The 24,713-nt window shown below is 72.3% G+C and carries 23 protein-coding genes and 5 pseudogenes; 14 read left to right on the top strand and 14 right to left on the bottom strand.

The genetic code is table 11. The annotated features are described in order from the left end of the window. Window positions 1-6: 6 nt before the first annotated feature. From E1265_RS13830 to E1265_RS13800, 7 genes and pseudogenes are all read right to left on the bottom strand, one after another. Window positions 7-204, bottom strand: a pseudogene (locus tag E1265_RS13830) (inositol monophosphatase family protein); the annotation flags it as partial. Between the two features lie 192 nt (window positions 205-396). Continuing rightward, entirely contained in the window at window positions 397-663 is a 267-nt protein-coding gene (locus E1265_RS13825) for a hypothetical protein (RefSeq protein ID WP_132930597.1), read from the bottom strand. A gap of 164 nt (window positions 664-827) precedes the next feature. Continuing rightward, entirely contained in the window at window positions 828-1,067 is a 240-nt protein-coding gene (locus tag E1265_RS13820) for a hypothetical protein (RefSeq protein ID WP_347877197.1), read from the bottom strand. A gap of 72 nt (window positions 1,068-1,139) precedes the next feature. Next, window positions 1,140-1,973 (bottom strand): inositol monophosphatase family protein, encoded by an 834-nt coding sequence (locus tag E1265_RS13815; RefSeq protein WP_132930596.1) that lies wholly within the window; start codon window positions 1,971-1,973, stop codon window positions 1,140-1,142. 43 nt (window positions 1,974-2,016) lie between these two features. Then, entirely contained in the window at window positions 2,017-3,312 is a 1,296-nt protein-coding gene (locus tag E1265_RS13810; RefSeq protein WP_132930595.1) for a hypothetical protein, read from the bottom strand. 143 nt (window positions 3,313-3,455) lie between these two features. Next, on the bottom strand, window positions 3,456-5,255 hold the full coding sequence (locus E1265_RS13805) for a gamma-glutamyltransferase (RefSeq protein ID WP_132930594.1): 1,800 nt from the start codon (window positions 5,253-5,255) through the stop codon (window positions 3,456-3,458). A gap of 79 nt (window positions 5,256-5,334) precedes the next feature. Continuing rightward, the gene (locus E1265_RS13800) at window positions 5,335-6,066 is read right to left on the bottom strand and encodes a helix-turn-helix domain-containing protein (RefSeq protein ID WP_132930593.1); all 732 of its coding nucleotides are present in this window, start codon (window positions 6,064-6,066) and stop codon (window positions 5,335-5,337) included. 225 nt (window positions 6,067-6,291) lie between these two features. On the opposite strand from E1265_RS13800, the gene E1265_RS13795 reads away from it, so the two are divergent. The 7 genes and pseudogenes from E1265_RS13795 to E1265_RS38000 form a co-directional block, all read left to right on the top strand. After that, the gene (locus tag E1265_RS13795; protein ID WP_132930592.1) at window positions 6,292-6,957 is read left to right on the top strand and encodes a DUF4097 family beta strand repeat-containing protein; all 666 of its coding nucleotides are present in this window, start codon (window positions 6,292-6,294) and stop codon (window positions 6,955-6,957) included. Between the two features lie 24 nt (window positions 6,958-6,981). After that, on the top strand, window positions 6,982-7,953 hold the full coding sequence (locus E1265_RS13790; protein WP_132930591.1) for an ATP-binding cassette domain-containing protein: 972 nt from the start codon (window positions 6,982-6,984) through the stop codon (window positions 7,951-7,953). After that, the gene (locus tag E1265_RS13785; protein ID WP_132930590.1) at window positions 7,950-8,735 is read left to right on the top strand and encodes an ABC transporter permease; all 786 of its coding nucleotides are present in this window, start codon (window positions 7,950-7,952) and stop codon (window positions 8,733-8,735) included. Before E1265_RS13790 ends, E1265_RS13785 begins: the two co-directional genes overlap by 4 nt. A gap of 115 nt (window positions 8,736-8,850) precedes the next feature. Continuing rightward, window positions 8,851-9,594, top strand: a complete 744-nt coding sequence (locus tag E1265_RS13780) for a Sir2 family NAD-dependent protein deacetylase (RefSeq protein WP_132930589.1) — start codon at window positions 8,851-8,853, stop codon at window positions 9,592-9,594. 81 nt (window positions 9,595-9,675) lie between these two features. Next, window positions 9,676-9,951, top strand: a complete 276-nt coding sequence (locus tag E1265_RS38980) for a hypothetical protein (RefSeq protein WP_243740764.1) — start codon at window positions 9,676-9,678, stop codon at window positions 9,949-9,951. Continuing rightward, a pseudogene (locus tag E1265_RS40675) lies at window positions 9,951-10,139 on the top strand (hypothetical protein); the annotation flags it as partial. The gene E1265_RS38980 and the pseudogene E1265_RS40675, both read left to right, overlap by 1 nt. A gap of 76 nt (window positions 10,140-10,215) precedes the next feature. Beyond that, window positions 10,216-10,458, top strand: a pseudogene (locus E1265_RS38000) (hydrolase); the annotation flags it as partial. A 19-nt stretch (window positions 10,459-10,477) separates the two neighbouring features. Here E1265_RS38000 and E1265_RS13770 read toward each other — a convergent pair. The 3 genes from E1265_RS13770 to E1265_RS13760 all read right to left on the bottom strand — a co-directional run bounded on the left by E1265_RS13770 (window position 10,478) and on the right by E1265_RS13760 (window position 12,977). After that, window positions 10,478-11,440, bottom strand: a complete 963-nt coding sequence (locus E1265_RS13770; protein WP_132930588.1) for a hypothetical protein — start codon at window positions 11,438-11,440, stop codon at window positions 10,478-10,480. A 79-nt stretch (window positions 11,441-11,519) separates the two neighbouring features. Next, a complete protein-coding gene (locus E1265_RS13765; protein ID WP_132930587.1) occupies window positions 11,520-11,798 on the bottom strand; it encodes a cation transporter in 279 nt (92 codons plus the stop codon). Between the two features lie 144 nt (window positions 11,799-11,942). After that, the gene (locus E1265_RS13760) at window positions 11,943-12,977 is read right to left on the bottom strand and encodes a hypothetical protein (RefSeq protein ID WP_243740763.1); all 1,035 of its coding nucleotides are present in this window, start codon (window positions 12,975-12,977) and stop codon (window positions 11,943-11,945) included. A 397-nt stretch (window positions 12,978-13,374) separates the two neighbouring features. Between E1265_RS13760 and E1265_RS13755 the strand changes: the two genes are divergently transcribed. After that, the gene (locus E1265_RS13755; protein ID WP_132930586.1) at window positions 13,375-14,346 is read left to right on the top strand and encodes a helix-turn-helix transcriptional regulator; all 972 of its coding nucleotides are present in this window, start codon (window positions 13,375-13,377) and stop codon (window positions 14,344-14,346) included. A 17-nt stretch (window positions 14,347-14,363) separates the two neighbouring features. On the opposite strand, the gene E1265_RS13750 is transcribed toward E1265_RS13755, so the two are convergent. Together E1265_RS13750 and hydA are read right to left on the bottom strand one after the other, a co-directional pair. After that, complete coding sequence (locus tag E1265_RS13750) at window positions 14,364-15,377, bottom strand: TIGR03842 family LLM class F420-dependent oxidoreductase (RefSeq protein WP_132930585.1); 1,014 nt, start codon at window positions 15,375-15,377, stop codon at window positions 14,364-14,366. 19 nt (window positions 15,378-15,396) lie between these two features. Beyond that, complete coding sequence (gene hydA / locus E1265_RS13745; RefSeq protein WP_132930584.1) at window positions 15,397-16,809, bottom strand: dihydropyrimidinase; 1,413 nt, start codon at window positions 16,807-16,809, stop codon at window positions 15,397-15,399. A 221-nt stretch (window positions 16,810-17,030) separates the two neighbouring features. Between hydA and E1265_RS13740 the strand changes: the two genes are divergently transcribed. Continuing rightward, window positions 17,031-17,297, top strand: coding sequence for a DUF1173 family protein (locus E1265_RS13740; protein ID WP_165953744.1), 267 nt, complete (start codon window positions 17,031-17,033; stop codon window positions 17,295-17,297). A gap of 571 nt (window positions 17,298-17,868) precedes the next feature. On the opposite strand, the pseudogene E1265_RS13730 reads toward E1265_RS13740, so the two are convergent. Beyond that, a pseudogene (locus E1265_RS13730) lies at window positions 17,869-19,075 on the bottom strand (IS701 family transposase). 94 nt (window positions 19,076-19,169) lie between these two features. On the opposite strand from E1265_RS13730, the gene E1265_RS13725 reads away from it, so the two are divergent. The 5 genes from E1265_RS13725 to E1265_RS13700 all read left to right on the top strand — a co-directional run bounded on the left by E1265_RS13725 (window position 19,170) and on the right by E1265_RS13700 (window position 23,401). Continuing rightward, window positions 19,170-19,490, top strand: coding sequence for a DUF1173 family protein (locus E1265_RS13725; RefSeq protein ID WP_132930581.1), 321 nt, complete (start codon window positions 19,170-19,172; stop codon window positions 19,488-19,490). 122 nt (window positions 19,491-19,612) lie between these two features. Further along, window positions 19,613-19,954 (top strand): hypothetical protein, encoded by a 342-nt coding sequence (locus tag E1265_RS13720; protein WP_207931064.1) that lies wholly within the window; start codon window positions 19,613-19,615, stop codon window positions 19,952-19,954. Window positions 19,955-20,211: 257 nt separating this feature from the next. Then, the gene (locus E1265_RS13710; protein ID WP_243740762.1) at window positions 20,212-20,793 is read left to right on the top strand and encodes an SRPBCC family protein; all 582 of its coding nucleotides are present in this window, start codon (window positions 20,212-20,214) and stop codon (window positions 20,791-20,793) included. 212 nt (window positions 20,794-21,005) lie between these two features. Next, window positions 21,006-22,586 (top strand): radical SAM protein, encoded by a 1,581-nt coding sequence (locus E1265_RS13705; RefSeq protein WP_132930579.1) that lies wholly within the window; start codon window positions 21,006-21,008, stop codon window positions 22,584-22,586. After that, window positions 22,583-23,401 (top strand): methyltransferase domain-containing protein, encoded by an 819-nt coding sequence (locus E1265_RS13700; protein WP_132930578.1) that lies wholly within the window; start codon window positions 22,583-22,585, stop codon window positions 23,399-23,401. Before E1265_RS13705 ends, E1265_RS13700 begins: the two co-directional genes overlap by 4 nt. Window positions 23,402-23,719: 318 nt before the next feature. Here E1265_RS13700 and E1265_RS38975 read toward each other — a convergent pair. Further along, window positions 23,720-24,713: pseudogene (locus tag E1265_RS38975) on the bottom strand (hypothetical protein); the annotation flags it as partial.

Below are 24,713 nucleotides of genomic sequence, written 5' to 3'. Positions count from 1 at the left end.
CCGCCGCTACGCGGCACCGCCCGACGCCGAGCCGGTGAGGAGGGCGAGGACGCGCCGGGCCGTGGCCTCGTCCCGGGCCGCGGTGAACGGCAGCGCGTTGCCGCCGGTGATGTCGAACGGCCGGTCGGCGAGTGTCAGATGGGCGCCGCCGGCCTCGGAGACCAGCAGCTGGCCCGCCGCGTGGTCCCAGGCCAGCTCCCCCGTCAATGTCCAAAGGGAGGTAACCGCATGAGGGCCGCCGAGCAGAGGCAAGGGACAGGGGCCCCGACGCCCATGAGCCGGTGCCGGGGCCCCTGTCATCGCAGACCCGCGCAGGCCGCGGCCCGCGAGCCGAACTGGCCAGCGGGGGCGCCGTTACGAGCTTCTAGGAAGTACGGCACTCCGGTGCCGTGGGATTCACTCCACGGGGAGGTGGGCGAGGACGCACGCCTCCAGAGCGATATACGGGTCGACGCCCGCTTCATAGGCAGCCTGAATGCATAGCTCGAGATTGCCCTCGGCGCCTGTTTCACATGCTGCGACGGCTTCTGGGCTGTCGTAGCCGTTCTCGGCGAGGTGACTCACGCAGGCGTCGAAGTCGGCGTGTGCTGATGTCGCGGTGACCGCGGGCAGAGCGGTGGCGGTCGCGAACACGAACGCTACTGCGGTGAGAAGGCGACGCATGGGTACTCCCTACTCTTCCATGGGCGGCCGATCGAGGAACCGCCCGCTACGGGACACGACGCCCGGGCCGGCTATCGCTGGACACGAGCGCTTGGTGCGCATGGGTAATGCCCAGGTCTGCGGCTTTGATCGTCCACATCACCCATATGCGGTATCCCGTCGCATCAAGCGCCGGAGTGTCGCGCCCGGCGCCGGCGCTTGATTCCACAGACGTCCCGCCCCGCGACCAGACGCCGGTAGGCGCGTCCCGGCCCGGGCGAGTCCGCCGTCTCGCAGACGGAGCGCGCCAGCACGGCCGCGGTGCCGTCGGGGAAGGGGTGGGCGAGCGGTAGTTCGGCGTGCGGCCAGCGAAGGCCGTACCGTTCGAGCGGCATCCGGGAGAACGCCGGCAAGCCGATGCCCATGGATGCGCGGCCGAACACGGGGGGGGACCGAGGATACGCGCCCGCCCCGGGGCGCCGCTCGGCTGGCCGCCGCTACGCGGCACCGCCCGACGCCGAGCCGGTGAGGAGGGCGAGGACGCGCCGGGCCGTGGCCTCGTCCCGGGCCGCGGTGAACGGCAGCGCGTTGCCGCCGGTGATGTCGAACGGCCGGTCGGCGAGTGTCAGATGGGCGCCGCCGGCCTCGGAGACCAGCAGCTGGCCCGCCGCGTGGTCCCAGGCCAGCTCCCAGGAGAACGCCACCGCGTCCAGCAGGCCGCGCGCGATCGCCAGGTACTCGAGGCCGGCCGAGCCGCAGGCGCGCGGCGCCACGCCGTCCGCCCACAGACCTGACAGGGCGCGCTTCTGCTCGTCCGTGGTGAAGTCGGGGTGTGAGGCCGCGACTTCGAGAACCTTGCCCCGGCGCGGGGCCCCGGACCGCAGCGGACGGCCGTTGAGCGTCGCGCCGGCGCCCCGGCGGGCGTACGCCAGCTGCTCGCGCGCCGGCGCGTAGGTCCAGGAGGCCAGCGTCCGGCCCCGCCGCACCAGGGCCACCAGGACGCAGAAGCCGGGCTCGCCGCGCACGAACTGCCGGGTGCCGTCGATCGGATCGACGATCCACACCGGGGCGTCGCCGCCCAGCGCGCGGTAGACCGCGGGGTCCTCGTGCACTGCCTCCTCGCCCACCACCACGGAGCCGGGCAACAGCCGCACCAGTTCCTCGGTGAGCCGACGCTCGGCGGCCTGGTCGGCGACCGTCACCAGGTCGTGCGGCCCGGCCTTCTCGGACACCTCGTGCGCGGCGAGCCGGCGCCAGCGCGGCATCACCTCCTCGTCGGCGGCCGCCCGCACGGCCTTCTCCACCCTTGCCACCAGCTGCTCGTCAATCATGACCTCAGCTAAGCACGCGCCCCGGCACGGCCGTCACCTGGGCTTATGTGACTCCGGCGCGGCGCAGCTCGCTGGTGATCGCGTAGTGGTGGCTCGGCGAGACCTGGCGCGCCGCGTCGAGCAGCAGCGGCGCCACCACCCGGGGATCCTGCGTCGCGGCCCGCGCCGCCTCCTCCGCCGTCCTGGCCCGCACCAGCGCCGTCAGCAGGGTCACCGCCTCGTCCGCCCGGCCGGTCCTGAACAGCTCGGCGGCGATCGTTCCGGCCTCCGGTGCCGGGCGGGCCGCGCCCTGGCGCAGCAGCTGCTCGCAGTCGCGGTGCCGGCCGGAGCCGGCCAGCGCCTCGGCCACCGCGGCCAGCGGCCCGGGCGGCAGCGAGGCGGCCTCCCACAGCAGCGTCGCCGCGTCGGACGACATCCCGGCCCGCTCCAACTCGGCGAGCAGCATGGGCAACCGGGCGGCCGGGCCGCCGGCCGCCTCGGTCAGCAGCACGTGCGCGGCGCCGCTCTGGCCGTCGGCCCGCAGCTTCCGCAACCGCTCCACGGCGTCGAGCGCGGCCCGCTGCTCCTCGGCCAGGAGCCGACCCTGGCGCTCCCGCGGCGACTCCGGGCGTGCCTCCTGCCTCGTCTCCCGCAGCGCGCCGGCGAACCGCGAACCGCTGAGGGGTGGCGCGGCCGCCCCCGGCGGCGCGGCGGCCTGCCGGGGCACCTGTGGCGGCCGCGCCGGGGGAGGGGGCGCATCGTCGATGCCGGCGAACCGCGCGCCCCGCGCCTTGCGCGCCGGCTTGCGGGACGGCGCCGGCTCGGGCGGCCGGGCCTCGGCCGCCCGCCGATCCATCAGCGCCGCGAGCCGCGCCCGCAACTCGGCGCGGCGCGCGACCACCCGCTCCTCATCGTCCTGCGCCCACATCCGCAGCGCGGCGAGCCGCTCGGTCTCCCTGACCTGCCCGGCCCGCCTGGCGTCGTCCTCGGCCACCACCAACTTGCGCTGCTCGGCGCGAAGTCGACGCTCCGAGCGATCCAGGTTCGCCAGCCGCCCGGTCAACGACTCCTGGGCACCGGGCAACGCGTCCTGCGCCCTGGCTGCGGCCTCGTAACCGGCGCGCAGCTGCCGGGCCGCGCTCTCCGCCGCCTCCGCGCCGTGCCGGGAGGCCAGGTCCTGGAGCAGGTCCGCCACCGCGTCCCACGGCGGCAGCGCGCGCCCCGCCAACCACTCCGTCAACTCGGGCCCGCTGCGCCGCGCGAAGGCGGCGAACCAGCCGGACTCCGGATCGAGAGTGTCCGTGACCCTCCGCAGTGCCGCCGTGAACTCGGCAAGCCGAGCGGTCAGTTCCTGAGCCATGGGGACACCTGCCATGCCGGTAACTGAAGCCAAGCTATGTTACGACTTCTGTTTCCGTACGGCTACAGGGAGTTTTCGACCTTCTCTTTTCGGTCTTCACCCACTGTCGAATCGGTGTCGAACGCGCCAGCGACGCCGATCGATCAACGACCGACGGCGTAACCTTGCATCCCCCTCGGGTTGGCCGCCGCGGACAACGTCCCGCTCTCCGGGTCGCGGGCCACCGCGCACAACCGCCCGACCGACCACGGCTCGGCCACCGTCACCAGGTGCCCGCGGCGCCGCAGTTCGGCCACCGTCCCCTCGCCGAACCCGCCCTCCACAGTGACGCTCCCCGGCTGGGTGCCGCGCGGGTAGAACGAGCTGGGGAAGCTGTCCTGGTGCCAGTTGGGCGCGTCGATGGCGCCCTGGAGGTCGAGGCCGCCGCGCACCGCCGGGCGTAGCGCCGCGGCGAGGAAGAAGTGCAGCTGCCACTGGTCCTGCTGGTCGCCGCCCGGCGTGCCGAACGCCAGCACCGGCTCCCCGCCGCGCAGCGCGAGCGAGGGGCTGAGCGTGGTGCGCGGCCGGCGCCCCGGCGTGAGGGAGGACGGCAGCCCCTCCTCCAGCCAGGTCATCTGGAGCCGGGTGCCGAGTGGGAAGCCGAGGCCGGGGATCACCGGGCTCGACTGCAGCCAGCCGCCGCTCGGCGTGGCGCTGACCATGTTGCCCCAGCGGTCCACCACGTCCACGTGGCAGGTGTCGCCCCTGGTCTCCCCGGTCCGCGCCACCGTCGGCTCCCCGACCCCGGAGATCGCGCCCGGCGCCTGGGGCAGGTGCTCGGCCGGCCGCCCGGCAAGCGCGCTCATCCTGGGGGTCCGCCCGCCCGGGCCGCCGGGCCGCAGCTCGTGGGAGGCGCTCGCGCCGACCAACGCCCGCCGCTCCGCGTTGTACTCGGGCGACAGCAGCTCGGTCAGCGGCACCGGCGCGGCGTCGCCGTACCACGCCTCCCGGTCCGCCATGGCAAGCTTGCTCCCCTCGATGAGGGTGTGCAGATACTCGGGCGTCCCGTACGCGTCGGTGTCGATCCCGTCGTCCAGCAGGGCGAGTTGCTGCGGCAGCACCGGACCCTGGCTCCATGGCCCGGCCTTGCACACCGTCCAGCCACGCCACTCGTAGCGCACCGGATCCTCGTAGCCGGCCGACCAGTTCGCCAGGTCGTCGCCGGTCAGCACCCCGGCGTGTCGCCCGCCCGAGGAGTCCATGGCCGGGGCGGCCGCGTGCGCCGCGATCGCCTCGCCGATGAAGCCTTCACGCCAGACCTGCCGGGCCGCGTCGATCCTGGCCTCCCGGCTCCCGGTCGCCGCGCCCGCCTCCCGCACCACCCGGCGCCAGGTTGCCGCGAGCGCCGGATTGCGCAACAGCGCGCCGGGCGCCGGCGAGCGCCCTCCGGGCAGGTAGATCTCGGCCGACGACGTCCATTCCGTCTCGAAGAGCTCGCGCACGCTCTCCACCGCGGCCCCGATCCGCTCAACCGCCGGATGGCCGTGCTCCGCGTAGCCGATGGCGTACGCCAGAACCTCGGCCAGCTCGAAGGTGCCGTGGTCGCGCAGCAGCGTCAGCCAGGCGTCGAACGCGCCGGGCACCACGGCGGCCAGCGGCCCCGTGCCCGGCACGAGGTCGAGGCCGAGCCCCCGGTAGTGCGCGATGGTCGCGGCGGCCGGCGCCGGGCCCTGCCCGCACAGCACCCGCACCTCGCCGCCGGCCGGCGCCAGGATGATCGGCACGTCCCCCGCAGGACCGTTGAGGTGCGGCTCCACGACATGGAGCACGAAGCCGGCGGTCACCGCCGCGTCGAAGGCGTTGCCGCCCCGCTCGAGCACGGCCATGGCCGACTGCGAGGCGAGCCAGTGGGTGCTGGAGACCATGCCGAAGGTGCCCTGCAACGTGGGACGCGTGGTGAACATGCGGCGGAGCATACGCTTTTCGTACTACCGGTGAAACGAGGGTTTCGCGCGCCCGCCGAGCGCACGGCGCCCCGGCCGTTCAGGCGCGGTCCGGGGGCGTCGGGGGGTGTGCGTAGAGGATGTCGCGGGCCTGTTCCGCGGCACGGGTGATGCTTTCGCCGATGAAGTCGACGAAGCGGGCGACGTTTTCGAGGCGGACGGCTGCCGGGGTGTCGGGGCCGAGGATGGCGACGCCCTGCCGCGCGACCTCGGCGAGCTGGGTCTGGGATCGGGCGGCGACGATCGTCGACTGGTACCAGAGCTCGTTGTCGACGACGTAGCGCTCACGGCGGCGCTGGTCGCGCTCCCTGCGGATGAGGTCCAGGCCTTCGAGGAACGTGATGGCCTTGGAGACGGACGCCGGACTGACCTGCAGCCGGCCGGCGAGTTCGGACGCGGTGAGGCTGCCCGCGTCGGTGGTGTAGAGGGCGGCAAGCACCCGGGCGGTCATCTTGGACAGGCCCTGTTGCATGAAGAGGGTGGCGAAGGTCTCCTCGTACTCGGCCACGGCCTCGGGGTCGCGCCCGTGGTCGTGCCGGGGGGTTCGTGGTCCTCGGGGTGTGGCCTGCCTGCGTCGGTGGGCGCGGCGTTCGGTGGCGCGGTGGGCCAGGTCGGCGCGGTAGGTGGTGGGGCCGCCGTTGCGCATCACCTCGCGGGTGATCGTGGAGGTGGGACGGTTGAGACGTCTGGCGATCTCCGCGTAGGCGAGGCCGTCGGCCAGGCCCAGCGCGATCTGCTGGCGTTCCTGCTGGGTGAGCCTGCCTCCGGGCATCGCGATCTCCTCCGTGCTCCCTCGATACCCGCAGCATAGCGTTCACTCTTCATTCATTGCAACGGGCGCCCGCCGGATTGTTGCGTTGCCTCCAGGGTCGTTGCAACGAATTCAGGGCATTCACCTGCTTGTATGCGGAACGTTCGCAACAAGAACGTTGCCAGATTTCTGAACGCAACGTAGCTTTTCTGGTGTTGGAAACGGCAGGCGCAAGAGGAGCCCACGATGCACACGTTCGACACCCCCGCCCCGATCTCCGCCGTCCTGGACGTCCCCGCCGGGCGCATCCGGTTCATCGCCGCCGACCGGGCCCAGACCACCGTCGAGGTCCTGCCCGTGAACGCCGCCAAGGGCCGGGACGTGAAAGCCGCGGATCAGACCACGGTCGAGTACACCGACGGTGTCCTGCGGATCGACGCCCCGGCGGCGAGGAACCAGTACTTCGGCCCGTCCGGGTCGATCGAGGTCACGGTCAAGCTGCCCGCCGGCTCGCGGGTCGAGGCGACCTTGTCCTGCGCCGGGTTCCGGGGCGTGGGACGCCTGGGCGAGGTCGTCTTCGAGGGCGCGCAGGGCGCGGTCAAGATCGACGAGGCCGCGAGTGTGCGGCTGACCGCGATGGACAGCGACGTCGAGGTCGGCCGGCTCGGCGGCGCCGCGCAGATCAGCACCCAGAAGGGCGACATCCAGATCGCCGAGGCGATGCGCGGCGCGGTCGTGTTGACCACCCAGACGGGCGACATCACGGTCGCCGCGGCCGGCGGGGTCTCGGCCGCCCTGGACGCCAGCACCGGCTACGGCCGCGTCCACAACGCGCTCAGGAACGACGGCGTCGCCGAACTCGACATCCGCGCGACCACCTCCCACGGCGACATCACCGCCCGCAGCCTCTGAGAACTCCGAAAAGGACCACTCCTGATGACGAACCCGGCCATCGCGGCGAACGGACTGCGCAAGTCCTACGGCGACCAGACCGTCCTGGACGGTGTCGACCTGGCCGTCCCCGAAGGAACGATCTTCTCCCTGCTCGGCCCGAACGGCGCCGGCAAGACCACCGCCGTCAAGATTCTCTCCACCCTCATCACCGCCGACGCCGGCGAGATCCACGTCGGCGGCCACGACCTCGCGGCCAACCCCCAGGCGGTGCGTGCGGCGATCGGTGTCACGGGGCAGTTCTCCGCCGTCGACGGCCTGATCACCGGCGAGGAGAACATGCTCCTGATGGCGGACCTGCACCACCTCTCCAAGCGCGAGGGACGCCGGGTCGCGGCCGAACTGCTGGAGCGCTTCGACCTGGTGGAGGCGGCGAAGAAGCCGGCCTCCACCTACTCCGGCGGTATGAAGCGCCGCCTGGACATCGCGATGACCCTGGTCGGCAGCCCCCGCGTCATCTTCCTCGACGAGCCCACCACCGGCCTTGACCCACGCTCCCGCCACAGCATGTGGGGCATCATCCGAGAGCTGGTCTCCAGCGGCGTCACCGTCTTCCTCACCACCCAGTACCTGGAGGAGGCCGACGAACTCGCCCACCGCATCGCGGTGCTGAACGACGGAAGGATCGCCGCCGAGGGCACCGCAGAGGAGCTCAAGCGCCTCATCCCCGGCGGACACGTCCGCCTGCGCTTCACCGACCCCGCCGCGTACCAGTCCGCCGCCGCGGCGCTGCGCGAGGCCGCCCGCGACGACGAGGCACTGGCGCTTCAACTCCCCAGCGACGGCAGCCAGCGCGCACTGCGCTCCATCCTCGGACACCTGGACGCCGCCGGCATCGAGGCCGACGAACTGACCGTCCACACCCCCGACCTCGACGACGTCTTCTTCGCCCTCACCGGCGACACCGCCATCCCCAACCGGACCATCCCCAACCAGCCCGAGGAGGCCGTCCGATGAGCGCCCTCACCCTCGCCGTGCGCGACTCCCACACGATGCTGCGCCGCAACCTCCTGCACGCCCGGCGCTACCCCTCCCTCACCCTGAACCTGCTGCTCACCCCGGTCATGCTGCTGTTGCTGTTCGTCTACATCTTCGGCGACGCCATGAGCGCGGGCATCGGCGGCGGCGACCGCTCCGACTACATCGCCTACCTCGTCCCCGGCCTCCTCCTGATGACCATCGGCAGCACCACCATCGGCACCGCGGTCTCCGTCTCCACCGACATGACCGAGGGGATCGTCGCCCGCTTCCGCACCATGGCCATCCACCGGCCCTCGGTGCTCGTCGGGCACGTCGTCGGCAGCGTCCTGCAGTGCGTCATGAGCGTCATCCTCGTCGGCGCCGTCGCCCTCGCCATCGGCTTCAGGACCACCGAAGCCACCGCCCTGGAGTGGCTGGCGGCCCTTGGGCTGCTCGCGCTCTTCGCCACCGCGCTCACCTGGATCGCCGTCGGTATGGGCCTGGTCAGCCCCAACGCCGAAGCCGCCAGCAACAACGCCATGCCGCTGATCTTCCTGCCCCTCATCTCAAGCACCTTCGTCCCGGTCGACGCGATGCCGGGCTGGTTCCAACCCATCGCCGAGTACCAGCCCTTCACCCCCGCCATCGAGACCCTCCGCGGCCTTCTCCTCGGCACCGAGATCGGGCACAACGCCTGGCTCGCCATCGCCTGGTGCGTCGCACTCACCACCCTCGGCTACCTCTGGTCCACTTCGGTCTTCAGCCGCGACCCGAGGTAACCCCCCATGACGACCCGTCCCATGGGCGGCGTACACCGACACCACGTCGACGTACGCCGCCCGCCGGCGTTCCGGCGCGAGCAACCGTCCGCCCGGCCCCGCATACGCTCTTCATATGAGCAGTGACGAGGGCGACAAGCGCCCCCTGGTCGCGATCCTGAGCGGCGCGGGGATCTCCACCGACTCGGGGATCCCGGACTACCGGGGGCCGGCCGGCCTGTGGCGGCGCGATCCAGAGGCCGAGAAGCTGGTGACCTACGACTACTACATGAACGACCCGGACATCCGGCGCCGCTCCTGGCTGATGCGCCGGGACAGCGCCGCCCTCACCGCCCGCCCGAACCGGGCCCACCAGGCGATCGTGGAGCTCGACGGGGCGGGCGTGCCGGTGCGGGTGATCACCCAGAACGTCGACGGCCTGCACCAGGCGGCCGGGTTGCCGGACCGCAAGGTGCTCGAACTCCACGGCTCCGCGCGCTCGGTGTTGTGCACGGCGTGTGGCGCCAGGAGCGCCACCGAGGAGGCGCTGGACCGGGTCGCGGCGGGGGAGCCCGACCCGGCCTGCCGGGAGTGCGGAGGGATCCTCAAGACGGCCACCGTGATGTTCGGCCAGCACCTAAACCCCGAGGTGCTGGCCCAGGCGGTGGAGATCACCCGCGCGAGCGACGTGTTCATCGCGGTGGGCAGCAGCCTCCGGGTGCAGCCCGCCGCCTCCCTGGCCGGCCTGGCCGCCGAGCACGGTGCCCGGCTGATCATCGTCAACGCCGAGCCGACGCCCTACGACGACGTAGCGAGCGAGGTGATCCGCGAGCCCATCGGCGAGGCGCTGCCCGCCCTGCTGGACGGCCTGACGCGCTGAGGCTGCCGTCGAGGGATTGTCTTGGGAGCGCTCTCAAGGTACGTGAGCCACCGCCGATCTCACACCTCAGCTGGAGGACGGATGAGCTCTTCCCGTGCGCTTCCCGCCGTCGTCGCCCTGGTCCTGACGGCGGTCGGCGCCCCCGCCGCGGCCACCACCACGACGTCGGGGCCGGCGTCCGCCGCCTGCGCCGCCGACGGCTGCTGCGAGGACTTCGAGTCCCAGACCGGCGGTCAGCCGTCCGGCCGCTGGGCCGTCACCTTCCCCGACTGCTCGGGCACCGGCACCGCCGTGGTGGACGCCACCGTCGCCCACACCGGCAGCCGCTCCATCCGGGTCAACGGCGGAACCGGCTAATGCAACCACGTCTTCGTCCGCACCAGCCTGGCCGACGTGGCCACCGACGCCGGCCTGTACGTGCGCTTCTGGTCCGGCACAGCACCGCGCTGCCCACCCAGCACGTGACCTTCCTCGCGATGGAGGACGCCGCCGACGACGCGCGCGACCTGCGGATGGGAGGACAGAACGCGGCCCAGCGGTGGAACCGCGAGTCGGACGACGCCACGCTGCCGGCGCAGAGCCCGGCCGGGGTGGCGCGGAGCGCGCCGCGTCGGCCAGTGGTCCTGTGTCGAGTACCGGATCGACCCCGGCCGCGGGCTGCTCGACACCTGGCTCGACGGCACCGCCGTCACCGGCCTCACCGTGGGCGGCGTCCCGACGCACGACATCGACGCGCAGTGGCTCAACCGGACCTGGCGGCCGGACCCGGTCGATCTCCGCTTCGGTTGGGAGAGCTACGGAGAGGGCGCGGACACCCTCTGGTACGACGATGTCGCCGTGGGCACCACCCGCGTCGGCTGCTGAGCCGCCGGCGGCCGCGGCGTCAGTGGCCGCCGTGGCCGCCGCCTGGCTCCTCGCGGGTGCCGTCACCGGCCCCCGCCGTGGCCGTGAACTCGGCGGTGTGGACCTCGCCCTCATGCTTGAAGTCCAGATAGAGCCGGTAGTCGCCGGCGCTCGGCGCGGTGGTGGAGAAGGCGATCTCGGGCCCGGCCGGCGTCTCGCCGTCGCCCGGGGCGCCCTCCGGGTGGACGTGCAGGTAGGCCAGGTCGCCGGCGCGCAGCGCGACCAGGTGGCCGTAGGCGCCGAGGTAGGGCTCCAGGTCGGTGACCGGCTCGCCGTCGCGGCTCACGGAGAGCGTGAGTTCGCTGTCGGCACCGGCCGTCAGGTCGCCCGCCATGGTGACCGTGTATCCGTCGACGGTCGCGGTGCGCACCGGCTCGGGAAGCGCGCGGGGCGTGTAGTCGCCGGTGACCGCGAGGTCGGCGCCGAGGGTGAGGGAGCCGTCCGGGTCGCCGGCCGGGGTGAAGTCGGCGAAGACGCGGTGGTCGCCGGCGGTCTCGAAGGTCAGCGGCACGCTCCAGACGCCGTCGGCGCCGAGTACCGGGTGCACGTGCTGGAAGCCGGAGAGGTCGCGGCGTACGACGATCAGGTGCAGGTCCTTCTCGTGGCTGGTCTCGTAGTCGGTCAACGGCTCGCCGTCCGGGCCGAGGATCCGGAACCGGAAGTCGGTGGGTTCGCCGGCGCGGAGTGGCTCGCTGGGCGGGACGAGGGTGTAGCCGCGCTCCGATATCTGGAGGCCGCCCGGCTGTTCGGCCGCCGGCGCCGCCGGTGCCTCGGCCGTCTCGTCCGGTGTGTCACCGTGCGCCGGGTCGTCGTGCCCCGGATCGTCGTGCGCGGTGGTGGGTTCGGTGTCGACCGGGCCGACGGCGTTGCCGATGCCGAAGGCGACGCCGAAGGTCAGGGTGAGGCCGGCTCCGAAGGCGCCGACCTTGGTGATGGTCCTCATCGTGTGCCGTCCTTGGGGGTCGGGGGCGGGGGCGCCCGGTGGTCCCGGGCGCCCGTGATCCGTGGTCGGTGGTGAGCGGTCAGTGGCAGCCGCCGCTGCCGCAGCAGCCGGCGGCCGGCGCCTCGCCCTCGGGTCCGGCGACCACCTCGTAGCCGGCCTCGGCGACGGCGGCGGTGACGGCCGCGCCGTCCACGGGACCGTCGCTGGTGACGATCACCAGGCCGGTCTCCAGCGCCACCTCGACGCCGGTGACGCCGGGGACCTTGCCTACCTCGGCGCTGACCGAGCTGACGCAGTGTCCGCAGGTCATGCCGCTGACGGTGTAGGTGGAGAGGGTCTGCGCGGTGGGTGCGGTCATGGGGTGCCTCCTTGGAGTTCGGGTCCGGTGGACGTCTCGACGGAGTACAGTAGATACCCCCTAGGGGTATCGCGTCAAGCTGATCGTGCGCCGCACGGGTGTGGTTCGGGGGAGCGGGGCGCTCGCGCCGGTTCAGGGGGCGGGTCAGCGCACCGGCGCGCCCCTGAACGCGTCCGCCCAGGCGGAGAGCAGGCGGGCCGTCGAGCCGCCGATCGGGCCGACCGCGTCGGCCAGCGTGGCCGGGTCGGGGAGGTGCGCCGAGGCGATCGCCTCCGGCGCGGCATCCGGAATGTCGATGGTGCTCGAGCAGACGGACAACAGGTAGCCGGGCACGCTCAGTTCGGGATCGGTGCAGCCGACGAGCGGCGTGCCGACGGCGGCGACGAGCGGGAAGACCGTGCCCGGGATGCCGATCGCCGCCTCGGCCCGGGCCGAGGCGATCACCGAGGGGTCGGAGCTGATCTCGTAGCGGTCCCACAGCGAGCGGTCCTCGCGCGGGTGCAGCCCGACCAGGATCCGCCGGCCGGCGGCGGCCAGTCGCTCCGCGCTCGCCAGCAGCAACTCGGTGCCGGGGGCGGCCTCGCCGGTGGCGTCCGGGTGGGTCACGCTGGTGAGGACGAGCACCAGGCCGGGCTCGGGGCGCCGCGTCGGCAGGTTGTCGGTCTGCGGGGAGCCGACCACCCGCACCCGCCGGTGGGTGCCGAGGTAGCTCGCGAACGCCCGCCCCTCGGCGGCCGAGGAGGCGGTGACCAGCCGGAGGCGCGGGCGCAGTTCACGGGCCCGCGGCGCCTCGACCGGCCGCTGGTAGGCCAGCGCGGAGGCGGCGAGCGGCAGGTGCCGGAACCGGGCCGCGCAGTCCGCCGGCCAGTCGCCGGCCCCGGTGACCACCAGCAGGTCGGCGCGCGGCGCGTCCGACGGCGTGGCCACGGGGACGGGTTCGCCCGGGGTGACCCCGGCGTAGTCGGGCACCAGCTGGGTCAGGCGCCAGCCGCGGCGGGCGGCCTCGGCGAGCAGCGGCCTCACGTGGTACGTGCCCCAGGGCTCGTTGGTGGCGACGAGCACCCGCGGCCGACGGCGCGCGGCGGGCTCGGCGAACGCCGTTCCGGGGACGGCGATCCCCGCCGTCGCGCCCAGCAGTCCGCCCAGCACGGCGCGGCGCGAGATTTCACCTTGGATCATGTCCGGCAGGTTATGGAAGGAGTTCGACCGTGATGTGAACGGTTCTCGAACGGTCCGGGGCGCCCCCAGGCGCGCCCCGGACCGCTCGATGGTGCTGACGGCCAGCCCCCCATGTCCCGCTCCGGCCGTCCGTGGTGTGCCGGGTCCCGGCCGCGCACGTTCCTCCCCGTGTCGCGCTCCCCCCGCCGGGCCCCGGCCGGCTGCCCGGCCGGCTGGCCGTCGTCCGGTGATACGAGCGTGCGGTGCCGGGTCCCGGTCCGGCAAGCGACCAACCGTCCGGGACAGTCCGGCCGATGTCCGGGCAGGTCGACGGGGTGTCCGGCCGCGGCCGTGGGACGCCGGACGGATGGCGAGAACGTGGATTGATCTCCGGCCCGCCCACGGTGAGGATGAGGGCATGCCAGAAGAAGCGGGGCCGGGGTCCGCGCGGGACCCGGCCGAGTTCGTCGCGCGGATGCGCGAGCTCAAGCGCCGGTCCGGGCTCTCCTACCGGCAGTTGGAGGAGCGCGCCGCCGCCCGTGGCGAGGTGCTGGCCCGCAGCACCATCGCCGACGGCCTGCGGAAGGACGCGCTGCCGCGCCCCGACGTGCTCGGGGCCTTCGTCCGCGCCTGCGGCGCGGGGCCGGCCGAGACCGTGGCCTGGCTCGAGGCGCGGGAACGACTCGCCGCCGAGCCCGTCGTCACGCGCTCCACGACCGAGCCTGCCACCGAGCCCGCCGCCACGCCGGCACCCGAGCCACCGCGGAAGCCGGCGCGGCGCGTCACGCGCGGCCGGCTGGCCGTCCTCGTCGCGGTGCTCGCGCTGCTGCTCGGCGCCGGCGCCTGGGCGTTGTGGCCGGGCGACGAGCCGGCCGATGACGGGCCCGCCGCCGCCTTCGACGTCGGCTGGTACGAGATCAGACCGGCAAGGACCCCCGAGCTGTGCGTGACCGAGGGGCGCGAGCGTACCGGCCGCTACGGGTCGGCCGTGGCCACCCAGCAGCCGTGCGCCGAGATCGAGGTGCCGCGCGTCGCGCTCCGGCCGGCCTGGGACGGTTTCCACTACATCGAGTGGCACCACCCCGAGGAGGGCCGCGGCTGCCTGACCGTGATGCGCACCGGCTCGGGCACCGGTCTGCTCGAGCCGCGCGACGACTGCGTCGGGGAGGACATCCCGGAACAGCTCTTCCGCTTCGAGCCGGTGGCCGGCGCCCCCGACACCTACCGTGTCAGGACCAACGGTCCAGACGGTTCCGACGAGTGCCTCGGCATCCTCGACGACGAGGAGACGGCCGGCGCCGAGGTCGTGGAGACGCCCTGCGCCGAGGGGCCGGCCCAGCAGTTCGTGGTGGCCGCCACCGGCCAGACCGACACCGTGCCCACCGGCTGACGGAACCGCCGAGGCGGTTAGTCGAACGCCGGGATGACGTGCTCGCCGTACGCGTCGACGACCGCCGCCCGCGCGTCGTGCATCGCGTAGAGCGCGAACTGGTCGGCGCCTGCCTCCCGCAGCCGCCGCAGCTTGGCCACGTGCGCCTCGGCCGGGCCGACCAGGCAGAACCGGTCCACGATCTCGTCCGGCACGAAGGCGGCGTCCGGGTTGCCGGCGCGGCCGTGGTGCGCGTAGTCGTAGCCGCGCCGCCCCGCCACATAGCCGGCCAACTCCGCGGGCACCGACGCCGGATCCGTGCCGTAGCGGGCGACCAGGTCCGCCACGTGGTTGCCCACCATGCCGCCGAACCAGCGGCACTGCTCCCGGGCGTGGGCCAGCGCGGCGGGGGAGGCGTCCGCCGTCACGTACGCCGGCGCCGCGACGCAGACGGCGATCGCGGCCGGGTCCCGGCCCGCCGCGGCCGCCGCCGCCCGCACCGCGCGCACCATCCACGCCGTCAGGTCGACGTCGGCCAGCTGCAGGATGAAGCCGTCGGCCCGTTGCCCGGCGAGCGCCAGCGCCTTCGGCCCGTAGGCCGCCATCCACACCGGCAGCCGGCCGCCACGTGCCCACGCCAGGCGCAGCGGGGTGCCGTCCACCACGGCCTGCCGGCCCTCTGCCAGGTCGCGGATGGCGTCGATCGCGTCCCCCAGCCTGGCCAGGCTGTCGGGCCTGCGACCCGCCACCCGCTGCGCCGAGTCCCCGCGGCCGATCCCGCAGACGGTGCGGTCGCCGAACATCTCGTTGAGCGTGGCGAAGGTCGATGCCGTGACCTCCCAGGCGCGGGTACGGGGGTTGGTGACCATCGGGCCGACGATCAGCCGTTCCGTCCTGGCCAGGATCTGGCTGTGGATGACGAACGGCTCCTGCCACAGCACGGCCGAGTCGAACGTCCACCCGTACCGGAAGCCGGCCCGCTCGGCCCGGCACATCAGCGCCACCACGTCGGCGGCCGGCGGATCGGTCTGCAGCACGAGCCCGAACTCCATCCGCTTCCTCCCCTCTTCCTCAGCCCACGTACTGGCAGGTCCCGCGCGGCAGAAAGACGCCGTGTCCCGCCCGGCCCGTGAACCGGCGCCCGTCGATCACGAACCGGCCGCGCGAGAGCACGGTCTCGACCCGGCCGGTGACCCGCAGGCCCTCGTAGGCGGAGTAGTCGACGTTCATGTGGTGCGTGGTGGCGGAGATCGTCTGCTCCGCGGCCGGGTCGTACACCACGATGTCGGCGTCCGAGCCGGGCGCGATCGTGCCCTTGCGCCCGTAGAGCCCGAACATCCGGGCCGGCGCCGCGCAGGCCAGCTCGATCCACCGGCGCCGCGAGACGCGTCCTTCCACCACGGCCTGGTGCAGCAGGTCCATCCGGTGCTCGACGCCCGGGATGCCGTTGGGAATCCGCGAGAAGTCCCCCCGCCCCAACTCCTTCTGCCCGGCGAAGCAGAACGGACAGTGGTCCGTCGAGACCACCTGCAGGTCGTCGGTGCGCAAGGCCCGCCACAGCGCCGCCTGGTGCTCGCGCGGCCGAAGCGGCGTGCTGCACACGTACTTGGCCCCCTCGAAGCCCGGCTCGGCGAGCCTGTCGGCGGACAGGAACAGGTAGTGCGGGCAGGTCTCCCCGAACACCGGCAGCCCCTCGTCCCGCGCCCGCGCCAACTCGGCCACCGCCTCCCGCGCCGACACGTGCACCACGTACAGCGGAGCGTCCCCCGCCACCCGTGCCAACTGGATCGCCCGGTGCGTCGCCTCCGACTCCAACAGCGCCCGCCGCACCTCCCCGTGGTACCGCGGCTCCGTACGCCCGGCCGCCAGCGCCTGCTCCACCAGCACGTCGATCGCGATCCCGTTCTCGGCGTGCACCATGACCAACCCACCGTTGCCGGCGGCGCGTTGCATGGCCCGCAGGATCCGCCCGTCGTCGCTGTGGAAGACCCCGGGATAGGCCATGAACAGCTTGAACGAGGTGACGCCCTCGTCCACCAGCCGGTCCAGCTCCCCGAGCGACGCGTCGGTCACGTCCGAGACGATCACGTGGAACCCGTAGTCCACGGCGCACGCGCCCGCGGCCCTGCCCAACCAGCCGTCGAGCCCCTCCCGCAACGCCCGCCCCCGCGCCTGCACGGCGAAGTCCACCACCGTGGTCGTCCCACCCCAGGCGGCGGCCACGGTCCCCGTCTCGAACGTGTCGGACGCGTGGGTACCGCCGAAGGGCATCTCCATGTGCGTGTGCGCGTCCACCCCGCCGGGGATGACGTACTTCCCGCTCGCGTCCACGACCCGGTCTGCGGTCCAGCCCTCGGCCTCATCGCTGCCGGCGGCGGCGAGCGCGACGACCTTCTCGTCCTCCACCAGCACATCCGCCTCGACCTCGTCGGCGGCCGTGACCACCAACCCACCCCGGATGACGATGCGTCCCACGTGCCTCATTTCCCTGCTGAGGGCATCAGAACTGGGAGACGACGATAGGCGTCCATCGCGGAGAGTCGCAATACCGTGACTGAGAATGACCGATGTTGGGTGGGGCGCTCACGGATCTGCCTCTACCTGCCTGCACGGGCGAACGGAGGGGAGTGTGTCGGCTGGGGTGGCCATGCGAGTGCCTTCCCCCCGACCGCCTCACCGGTGCCCTGGACTGTTTACACGGAACGATGGACCGACTCGTCGTCGCCATCGTCGTAATCCGTGCCACCGCGGCCGACGTCGCGCGCCTCCTGTTGACGGACGCCGACCTTGCCCATGGGGCCCACACGATCCGACGCGGTGCCCGCGTATCGAAGAAGAAGCGCCGCCAAGCCATCGGCGATTCACCGCGCGAGGACCGGTCGTCGGCCCGGGGAAGCATCGGGCTGCTGGGCCTTCTCCACTATCTGTGGGAGGAGCCCCAGCTCAACCAGTGGCGCCCGTCCTGGCGTTGAAGCTGGTCGACCTGCCACACCCGCCTCCGGCGGCTGGCCGCCGACTGGAGGTCAACGGCCAGGTCCTCGCCACGACCCGCTACGTGGTCCCGCCGTACCGTCCCGCACGCGCCGAGGCCAACAGTCAGGACTTCACCAACTTCCGCTCCGGCCTCCACAGCGGCCACGGCATCGAACGCCGAGGCCTTCTCCTCGCAGAACTCAGGGACACGACCACCTCCCGACACGGAATCCGGCTGCGGCTTCGACACCTAGCCACCCCACTGTTCGCACCACCGCCCTGGTCCAACGGGCGAGAGCTCCTACCGTTCGGCTTTCTCAGCCGCGGCCACCGTCGGCAATGGCCGGCGCATCGTGCTCCTGCTCGTGCGCCGCGGCCCTAGTACTCCAGTCGCAGTTCGCTATTCCCGCTGGTCAGAGGTGTGTTTCTGAGTGTACTCAACTGATGGGCCGTCAGTGCCGCTGAGTTTGTCACATCGAGTGCGGCGGTGGTAGTGGCAGCGGCGGGCGATGGCCTGGTGTTGTCGTCGCCATCGTGACCAGCCCATGGCGTGGCCGCTGTGCCGGCGGGTCAGTGGCGGGTGCTCAGCTGCCAGCAGTCGCCGGATCTCCGCCACGGTGAGTGGTGCGAGGGAGGCGGAACCGTTTCCGCGGCCCCCTTTATGCCGCTCTGGGCGGCCTGAGCCGCGAGGAAGGCGTCGGCGAGCATGGCCAGGGTGCTGTGCCGGTACCAGCCGGTGTAGCGGCGGACTTCGTACTGGTCCAGGCCGCACTCGTTCTTCGCGGCTTGGAAGGCTTCCTCGATCGCCCAGCGGGTCCCGGCGACGCCTACCATTTCCGAGACCGTGGTGCCGGCGGGCGTGTAGGCGAGGTAGTAGGCGATCTCGTCCGGGCGCGCGATGCTACGGCGAGCCAGCACCCACCGCTCATGGGTGGGCTGCTCGCCGTCGAAGTCGGCGATGGGAGGCAGCCTCGCGGCGGCCCAGTCGTAGACGCGCGGCCCCTTGGCGCCATCGCCGCAAGAGAGGCGTTCCCAGGCGTCCTCGGGCGCTTGAGCGATGGCGAAGTCGATGCGGCCGATGGCGTGGACCTGCTGGGACTTCGGCACGGCCAGCACGTAGCCGACTCCCGTTTCCTCCAGCATCCGGCGGAAGCGCCACTCCTGGCCGTAGGCCGAGTCCGCGGTCACCCAGGCGATCGGCAGCGGCGAGGCCAGGGCCCGCGCGACCATGGCTTGGCCAGATCACCCTTGGTGGCGAACTCCCGCTCGTCGGGGATCTTCGCAGCCCGGCACCGATCCCGGTCGGAGGTCCAGGACTTGGGCAGATACAGTTCCCGGTCCACCAGTGCCCGCCCCCTGGGCGTGGCGTAGGCGGCGAAGACGCCTATCTGGCAGTTCTCGGTGCGGCCGGCGGTGCCGGGGTACTGCCGCTGGACACCGGCCGACGTGACGCCCTTCTTGAGGAACCCGGTGTCGTCGGTGATCAGGACGCCTGCCGGGTCCCCGAGCTTCTCGGCGACGTATCCCCGCAGGTCATCGCCTAACTCATCGGGGTTCCAACAGGCGCGGCTGAGTAAGTGCTGTAACCCCGACGGAGTGCCGTGGCCCGGGTACTCGGCCAACTGCCAGCCGTTCTTCCGGGCCACCGGCCCCAGCAGGCCGTGCACGTAGGCCCGCATCCGCCGGCGGAGGTCCATCCGCCCGAACCGGTGCCCACCCGCACCAGCAACTCTTCCAACTCCGCCGACCACATCTCAGGCCGCGCATCATCTTGCATGACCAGCACAACGGTACCGCCGCACCCGAGGTCACGAACTCAGCAATCCTGACACACCCTCAGTTGAGTACACTCAGATACTCGCCTCTGACCAGTGGGAATAGCGAACTGCAACTGGAGTACTAAGGGCTACCTCCTCGTCGAGAACCTGGCCGCCATGCTCACCACCAGCACTTATGTGCCGGCAGACTCCTCCCATGAGATCCACATGGCCAACGCCCTGACCGCCGCTCACCGCAGCTTCGTCAAGCCGCTCCGCTTCGACGCCACCGACGCTGTCTTCCCCGACTTCGTCCTCACCGACGACCCATCGGGTCTCATCCACATCGAGGTATACGGCTTGACCAGCCTGGGCTCCTACCGAGAACGAAAGCTCAAAGGCGACAGCACTACCGCACCCACGGCATCCCGGTGATCGAGTGGAACGTCACCGAACCACTACCAACGCTCGTCAAGGAGGATCCGGACGGGGCGGTGCGTCTCCACACGACCAACTGGGCGGTCTGAGAGGCTGTCCCGCCGCGTGATCCCGGGGATATGAAGATCGAAGTTCTCGTGGTGCCGGGATGTTCCCCGCAGCGGCTCGCCGAAGAGCGGCTGCGGCAGGCGTTGGGCTGCGCTGGGCTGTCGGGCGAGTCCTTCACCACCAGGGTGATCGGGGATCAGGCCGAGGCCGAGCGGTCGGGCTTCACCGGCTCCCCGACGATCCTGTTCGACGACCGCGACCCGTTCGCCGTGCCGGGACCCCTCGCCCGGCTCCTCGCCGTCGGTGGCGTGCCGGGTCTACCGCACTCCGCATGGCCTGGCCGGTCTTTCCGAGGTCGCCCAGCTTCGGCAGCCCTGCGAGCCGCGGCTGACGACACGGACAGCGGCACGTAGGCGCGTTCTGCGTCGGGCCAGCGATGAGCGCTCTAGCGTCGCGGCATGGACTCTGAACGCTTCGCCAAGAGCCGGACCAGACCGCCGTGCCCCTGGCAGGGGCCCGCCCGCCATGACACGGTGAGCGTTGCCGGGCGAATCAACCCGGACGTCGCCCGGTACTACCCGCCTCCCGCCCCGCTGGCGCGGACGGTCCGGAATCACGTCGCACTCCGGAACGGCGTCGTGGTCGAGAACGTCGCGGGGCGGGCGAGCCGGTGAGCGCCGCGCGGAGTGTGCGGGGCGCGGTGTGGGCTGCCGGGGTGGGCGGCATGCTGGCCGCCGCCTACCTGGGACTGGTGACCGGGGCTGTCCCGGTCGATGTCGGCTGGGGCCGCAGGACCCGGCCGCTGGGTCCGCGGGCCGTCGACATCGCCGCTTCCCGGGAGACGGTGTTCGACGTGGTGGCCGAGCCGTATCTGGGCCGCACGCCGCGGGCGATGGAAGGGAAGGTGCGGGTGCTGGAGCGTGGCAGCGATCTGGTGCTGGCCGAGCACCGCACACCCGTCGCCGGTGGGCGGCTGGCAGCGGTGACGGTGGAGACGGTGCGCTTCACCCGGCCGGAGCGGATCGACTTCCGGCTGGTGCGCGGCCCCGTGCCGTACGTCATCGAGTCCTTCGTCCTGACGGAGGCCGCGGCGGGGACGCGGCTGGCGTACGGAGGCGAGTTGGGCACCGACCTGTGGCGGGTCGGGCAGTGGTGGGGCACGGCGGTGGCCGCCCGCTGGGAGGCCACGGTCGCCGCCTCGCTCGCCTCGGTACGGGACGAGGCCGAGCGCCGAGCCGCCCCGCGCCGGTGAACACGCGACCGGGCGCTGCGCGCTTACCGTTCCCGCCGCCCCGGCGCCGTTAGCGTCACGCACATGGCGCTCCAGCTCGCGCTCCACACGGCCGCCACCTCCCCGGCCGCCGTTCCCGGGGCGCCTGGCCTGGCCACCCTAGCCAGCGCCCCCCCGGACCTCGGGGTCCGGTGACCGATGGCAACCGTCTCCCCTACCAGAGGAGTCAGCTGATGACCCAGCCCTCACCGAGGCGCAAGGCGGACCGGAGCGAGGTGTTCGTGGAGTTCACCAGGTCGATCTGCCCGCTGTGCAAGACCCCGGTCGACGCCCAGGTCAACATCCGGGAGAACCGGGTATTCCTGCGGAAACGCTGCCGCGAGCACGGCGAGTTCGAGGCGCATGTGTACGGGGACGCCGAGGAGTACCTGTCCTCGGCCCGCTTCAACAAGCCCGGCACGATCCCACTGGCCTTCCAGACAGAGGTACGCGACGGCTGCCCGTCGGACTGCGGGCTGTGCCCCGAGCACAAGCAGCACGCCTGCCTGGGGATCATCGAGGTCAACACCGGCTGCAACCTGGACTGCCCGATCTGCTTCGCCGACTCCGGCCATCAGCCGGACGGCTACTCCCTCACCCACGAGCAGTGTGAGCGGATGCTCGACGCCTTCGTCGCCAGCGAGGGGGAGGCGGAGGTGGTGATGTTCTCCGGCGGCGAGCCCACCCTCCACAAGCACATCCTCGACTTCATCGACCTCGCGCAGGGCCGCCCGATCAGGAGCGTCACCCTCAACACCAACGGCATCCGCCTGGCCACCGACCGGAACCTCGTCTCCGAGCTCGGCAAGCGCAACCGCGTGCCGGGCCGGTCGGTGAACATCTATCTGCAGTTCGACGGCTTCGACGAACGCACCCACCGCGAGATCCGCGGCCGTGACCTGCGCACGGTCAAGCGGCGTGCCCTCGACAACTGCGCCGAGCAGGGCCTGACCGTCACCCTCGTCGCGGCCGTCGAGCGCGGACTCAACGAGCACGAGCTCGGGGCGATCGTCGAGTACGGCATCGACCACCCGGCCGTCCGCTCGGTGGCCTTCCAGCCGGTCACGCACTCCGGCCGGCACGTGCCGTTCGACCCGCTGAACCGGCTCACCAACCCCGACGTGATCCGGCTCCTCACCGAGCAGCGGCCGGACTGGTTCCGGAGGGGCGACTTCTTCCCCGTGCCGTGCTGCTTTCCGACCTGCCGCTCCGTCACCTACCTTCTGGTGGACGGCGAACCGGGCAACCGCACCATCGTCCCCATCCCGCGGCTGCTGGACGTGGCTGACCACCTCGACTACGTCACCAACCGCGTCCTGCCCGACGCCGGGATCCGGGAGGCGCTGGTTCAGCTGTGGTCGGCCTCCGCTTTCATGGGGACGGAGACGACCGGGGAGCGGCTGCGGACCACGACCGAGGCGCTGGACTGCGCGGACGCCTGCGGCATCGACCTCCCGACGGCGGTGCGGGACCTGAACGACAAGGCGTTCATGATCGTCGTGCAGGACTTCCAGGACCCGTACACCCTCAACGTCAAGCAGCTGATGAAGTGCTGCGTGGAGGAGATCACACCGGACGGGCGGCTGATCCCGTTCTGCGCCTACAACTCCGTCGGCTACCGCGAACAAGTCCGCGAGGCGATGTCCGGCGTCCGCGTCTCCCCCGTCGCACCGAACGCGCTGCCGCTGGCCGACCGGCTCACCAGCACCCCGTACGGCTCACGCACCGCCCACACCGGGCCCGCCGTCGAAGCCGTCGAGGAGGAACCGCGATGACCGAACGGCACCCGCCAAGGCCCGACCCGCCCTCCGACGACCTCAAGGCCTGCTGCGCCGCCGCCTACTCCTCGGACGCGGTCGCGCTCCTGCTGGGGGACTCCTATCATCCCGGCGGAACGGCGCTGACCCGGCGCCTCGCGGACGGCCTGCACCTGGCCAAGGGGCGGCGCGTGCTCGACGTGGCATCCGGCCGCGGCACCACAGCCCTGCTCCTCGTCGACACCTACGACGTGCGCGTCGACGGCGTGGACTACGCCCCGGCCAACAGCGCCCTCGCCCGCGACGCCGCCCGGGCCGCGGGCCTCGCCGAACGAGCGGTATTCACCACCGGCGACGCCGAGCACCTGCCCTTTCCGGACGCCGTGTTCGACGCGGTGGTGTGCGAGTGTGCTCTGTGCACCTTCCCCGACAAGACGCGCGCCGCCGCCGAGTTCGCCCGCGTCCTGAACCCCGGAGGCCGCCTCGGCATCACCGACGTCACCGCCCTCCCCGACCGGCTCCCGCCCGCGCTGACCGGCCTGTCCGCGCGGATCGCCTGCGTCGCCGACGCCCGCCCCTTGGAGGAGTACACCGAGATCCTGGCCGCCGCCGGACTGCGCACGGTGCGCACCGAGCGGCACGACCAGGCCATGACCCACCTGATCGACCAGGTCGAAGCCCGGCTGAACCTCCTGCGCATGACCGCCGCACAACGCCTCACCGAGGCCGGGATCGACCTGAACGCCGCCACCCAGGTCCTGGCCGCGGCCCGCGCCGCCATCGCCGACGGAACGCTCGGCTACGCCCTGCTGATCGCCACACGAACACGGTGATGACCACCCGTCGCAGCAACCTGCCGGCGGGTAAGCACCCTCGCACACCACACTGAGCTGTACTGAGTCTTGTCCGGGCGCCGCCTGGGCCACGGACTGAACCGGTGTCGCGGAGAACAAGGTCAGCGCGACGGCCAGTGCCGTCACCAGGTGTGGCAGATGTCGCAAGAGTCCCGTATACATGGTGCCCCTGTCTGAGTGGGACGGGGTGCCGTCGGACAGGGAGGACGTCGGTGCGCACGACCGGCGCCTCGTGATGCCCTTGCCATGGTTCGGACTTGTGCCGCGAGCAGCCCTGGCCCACGGTTCGGATTCGGGTCAGACGGTGATCAGGTCGAACGACTCCCACAGCCCGATCGTCGTGCGGGCGGCGATCAGGGGGGAGGCTCCGCCGTTCTCTGCCGTGACGTACTGGTCGTTCGACAGTGAGCGCAGGCTGATGCTGCCGTCGGAGTTGTTCACACGCTGGAAGGTCTCCCAGACGCCGATACTCGTGCGGTTGGCGATGAGCGGCGCGTTCCCGCCATCCTCAGCACAGACGTACTGACCGTTGGCCTGTGCGCGCAGCGCCACGGCGCCTCCGCCGAGGTCGATCAGGTCGAACCGTTCCCAGACGCCGGCGCTGGCGCGGTTGGCGATGAGCGGGTCGGCGCCACCGTTGTCGGCGCAGACGAACTGGTTGTTGGCCCGGGAACGGAGGCTGATGACAGCCGTGGGAGTGGTCGTGGACTCGGCCGTCAGTTCGAAGCGGGTGACGGTGACGGCGCCGCCGAGTGCCTGGGTGGCGTGATTGAAGATGGCGTAGCGGTAGCCCATGAAGAACTGCCAGGCGTTGTTGAGGGTGAAGGCGGGGCCGAGGGTGGTGTAGGTGGTGCCGTTGGTGCTGTAGGAGAAGCGGGCCTGGCGGCCGGTGCCGGGGCGGATGTCGGCGGTGGCGCGCAGCCAGATCCGGGTGCCGGTGAGGGGTGCGGTGGCGCGTTCGGTGCCGGTGCCGGTGGTGTTCCAGTTGGCGTCCATGGTGAGGCCGTCGACCATGACGAGGCGGGTGGCGCCGTTGTCGCGTTTGAGGCCGATCCAGGCGGAGGAGTCGCGGAGCATGGCGAGGCCGGCGCGGTCGCCGTCGCGCATCTGGTTGTGGTCGAGGGTGATGGTGGCGGTGGAGGTGGGGCCCTGGATGCGGTGGGTGAGGGTGTTGCGGGCGGCGTAGAGGTCGCCGGTGACGGTGGCGGTCCGCAGGGTGAGTCCGTTGTTGACGGTGTATCGGGTGGTGTCGGGGTTGTGGTTCCACTCCCACTTCGGCTTGAGGGTGGTG

This window comes from Streptomyces sp. 8K308 (assembly GCF_004348315.1).
Lineage (GTDB): Bacteria > Actinomycetota > Actinomycetes > Streptomycetales > Streptomycetaceae > Streptomyces.
Note: the sequence above shows the minus strand (reverse complement) of the source record. Positions and strands in the feature narration are given on the sequence as shown.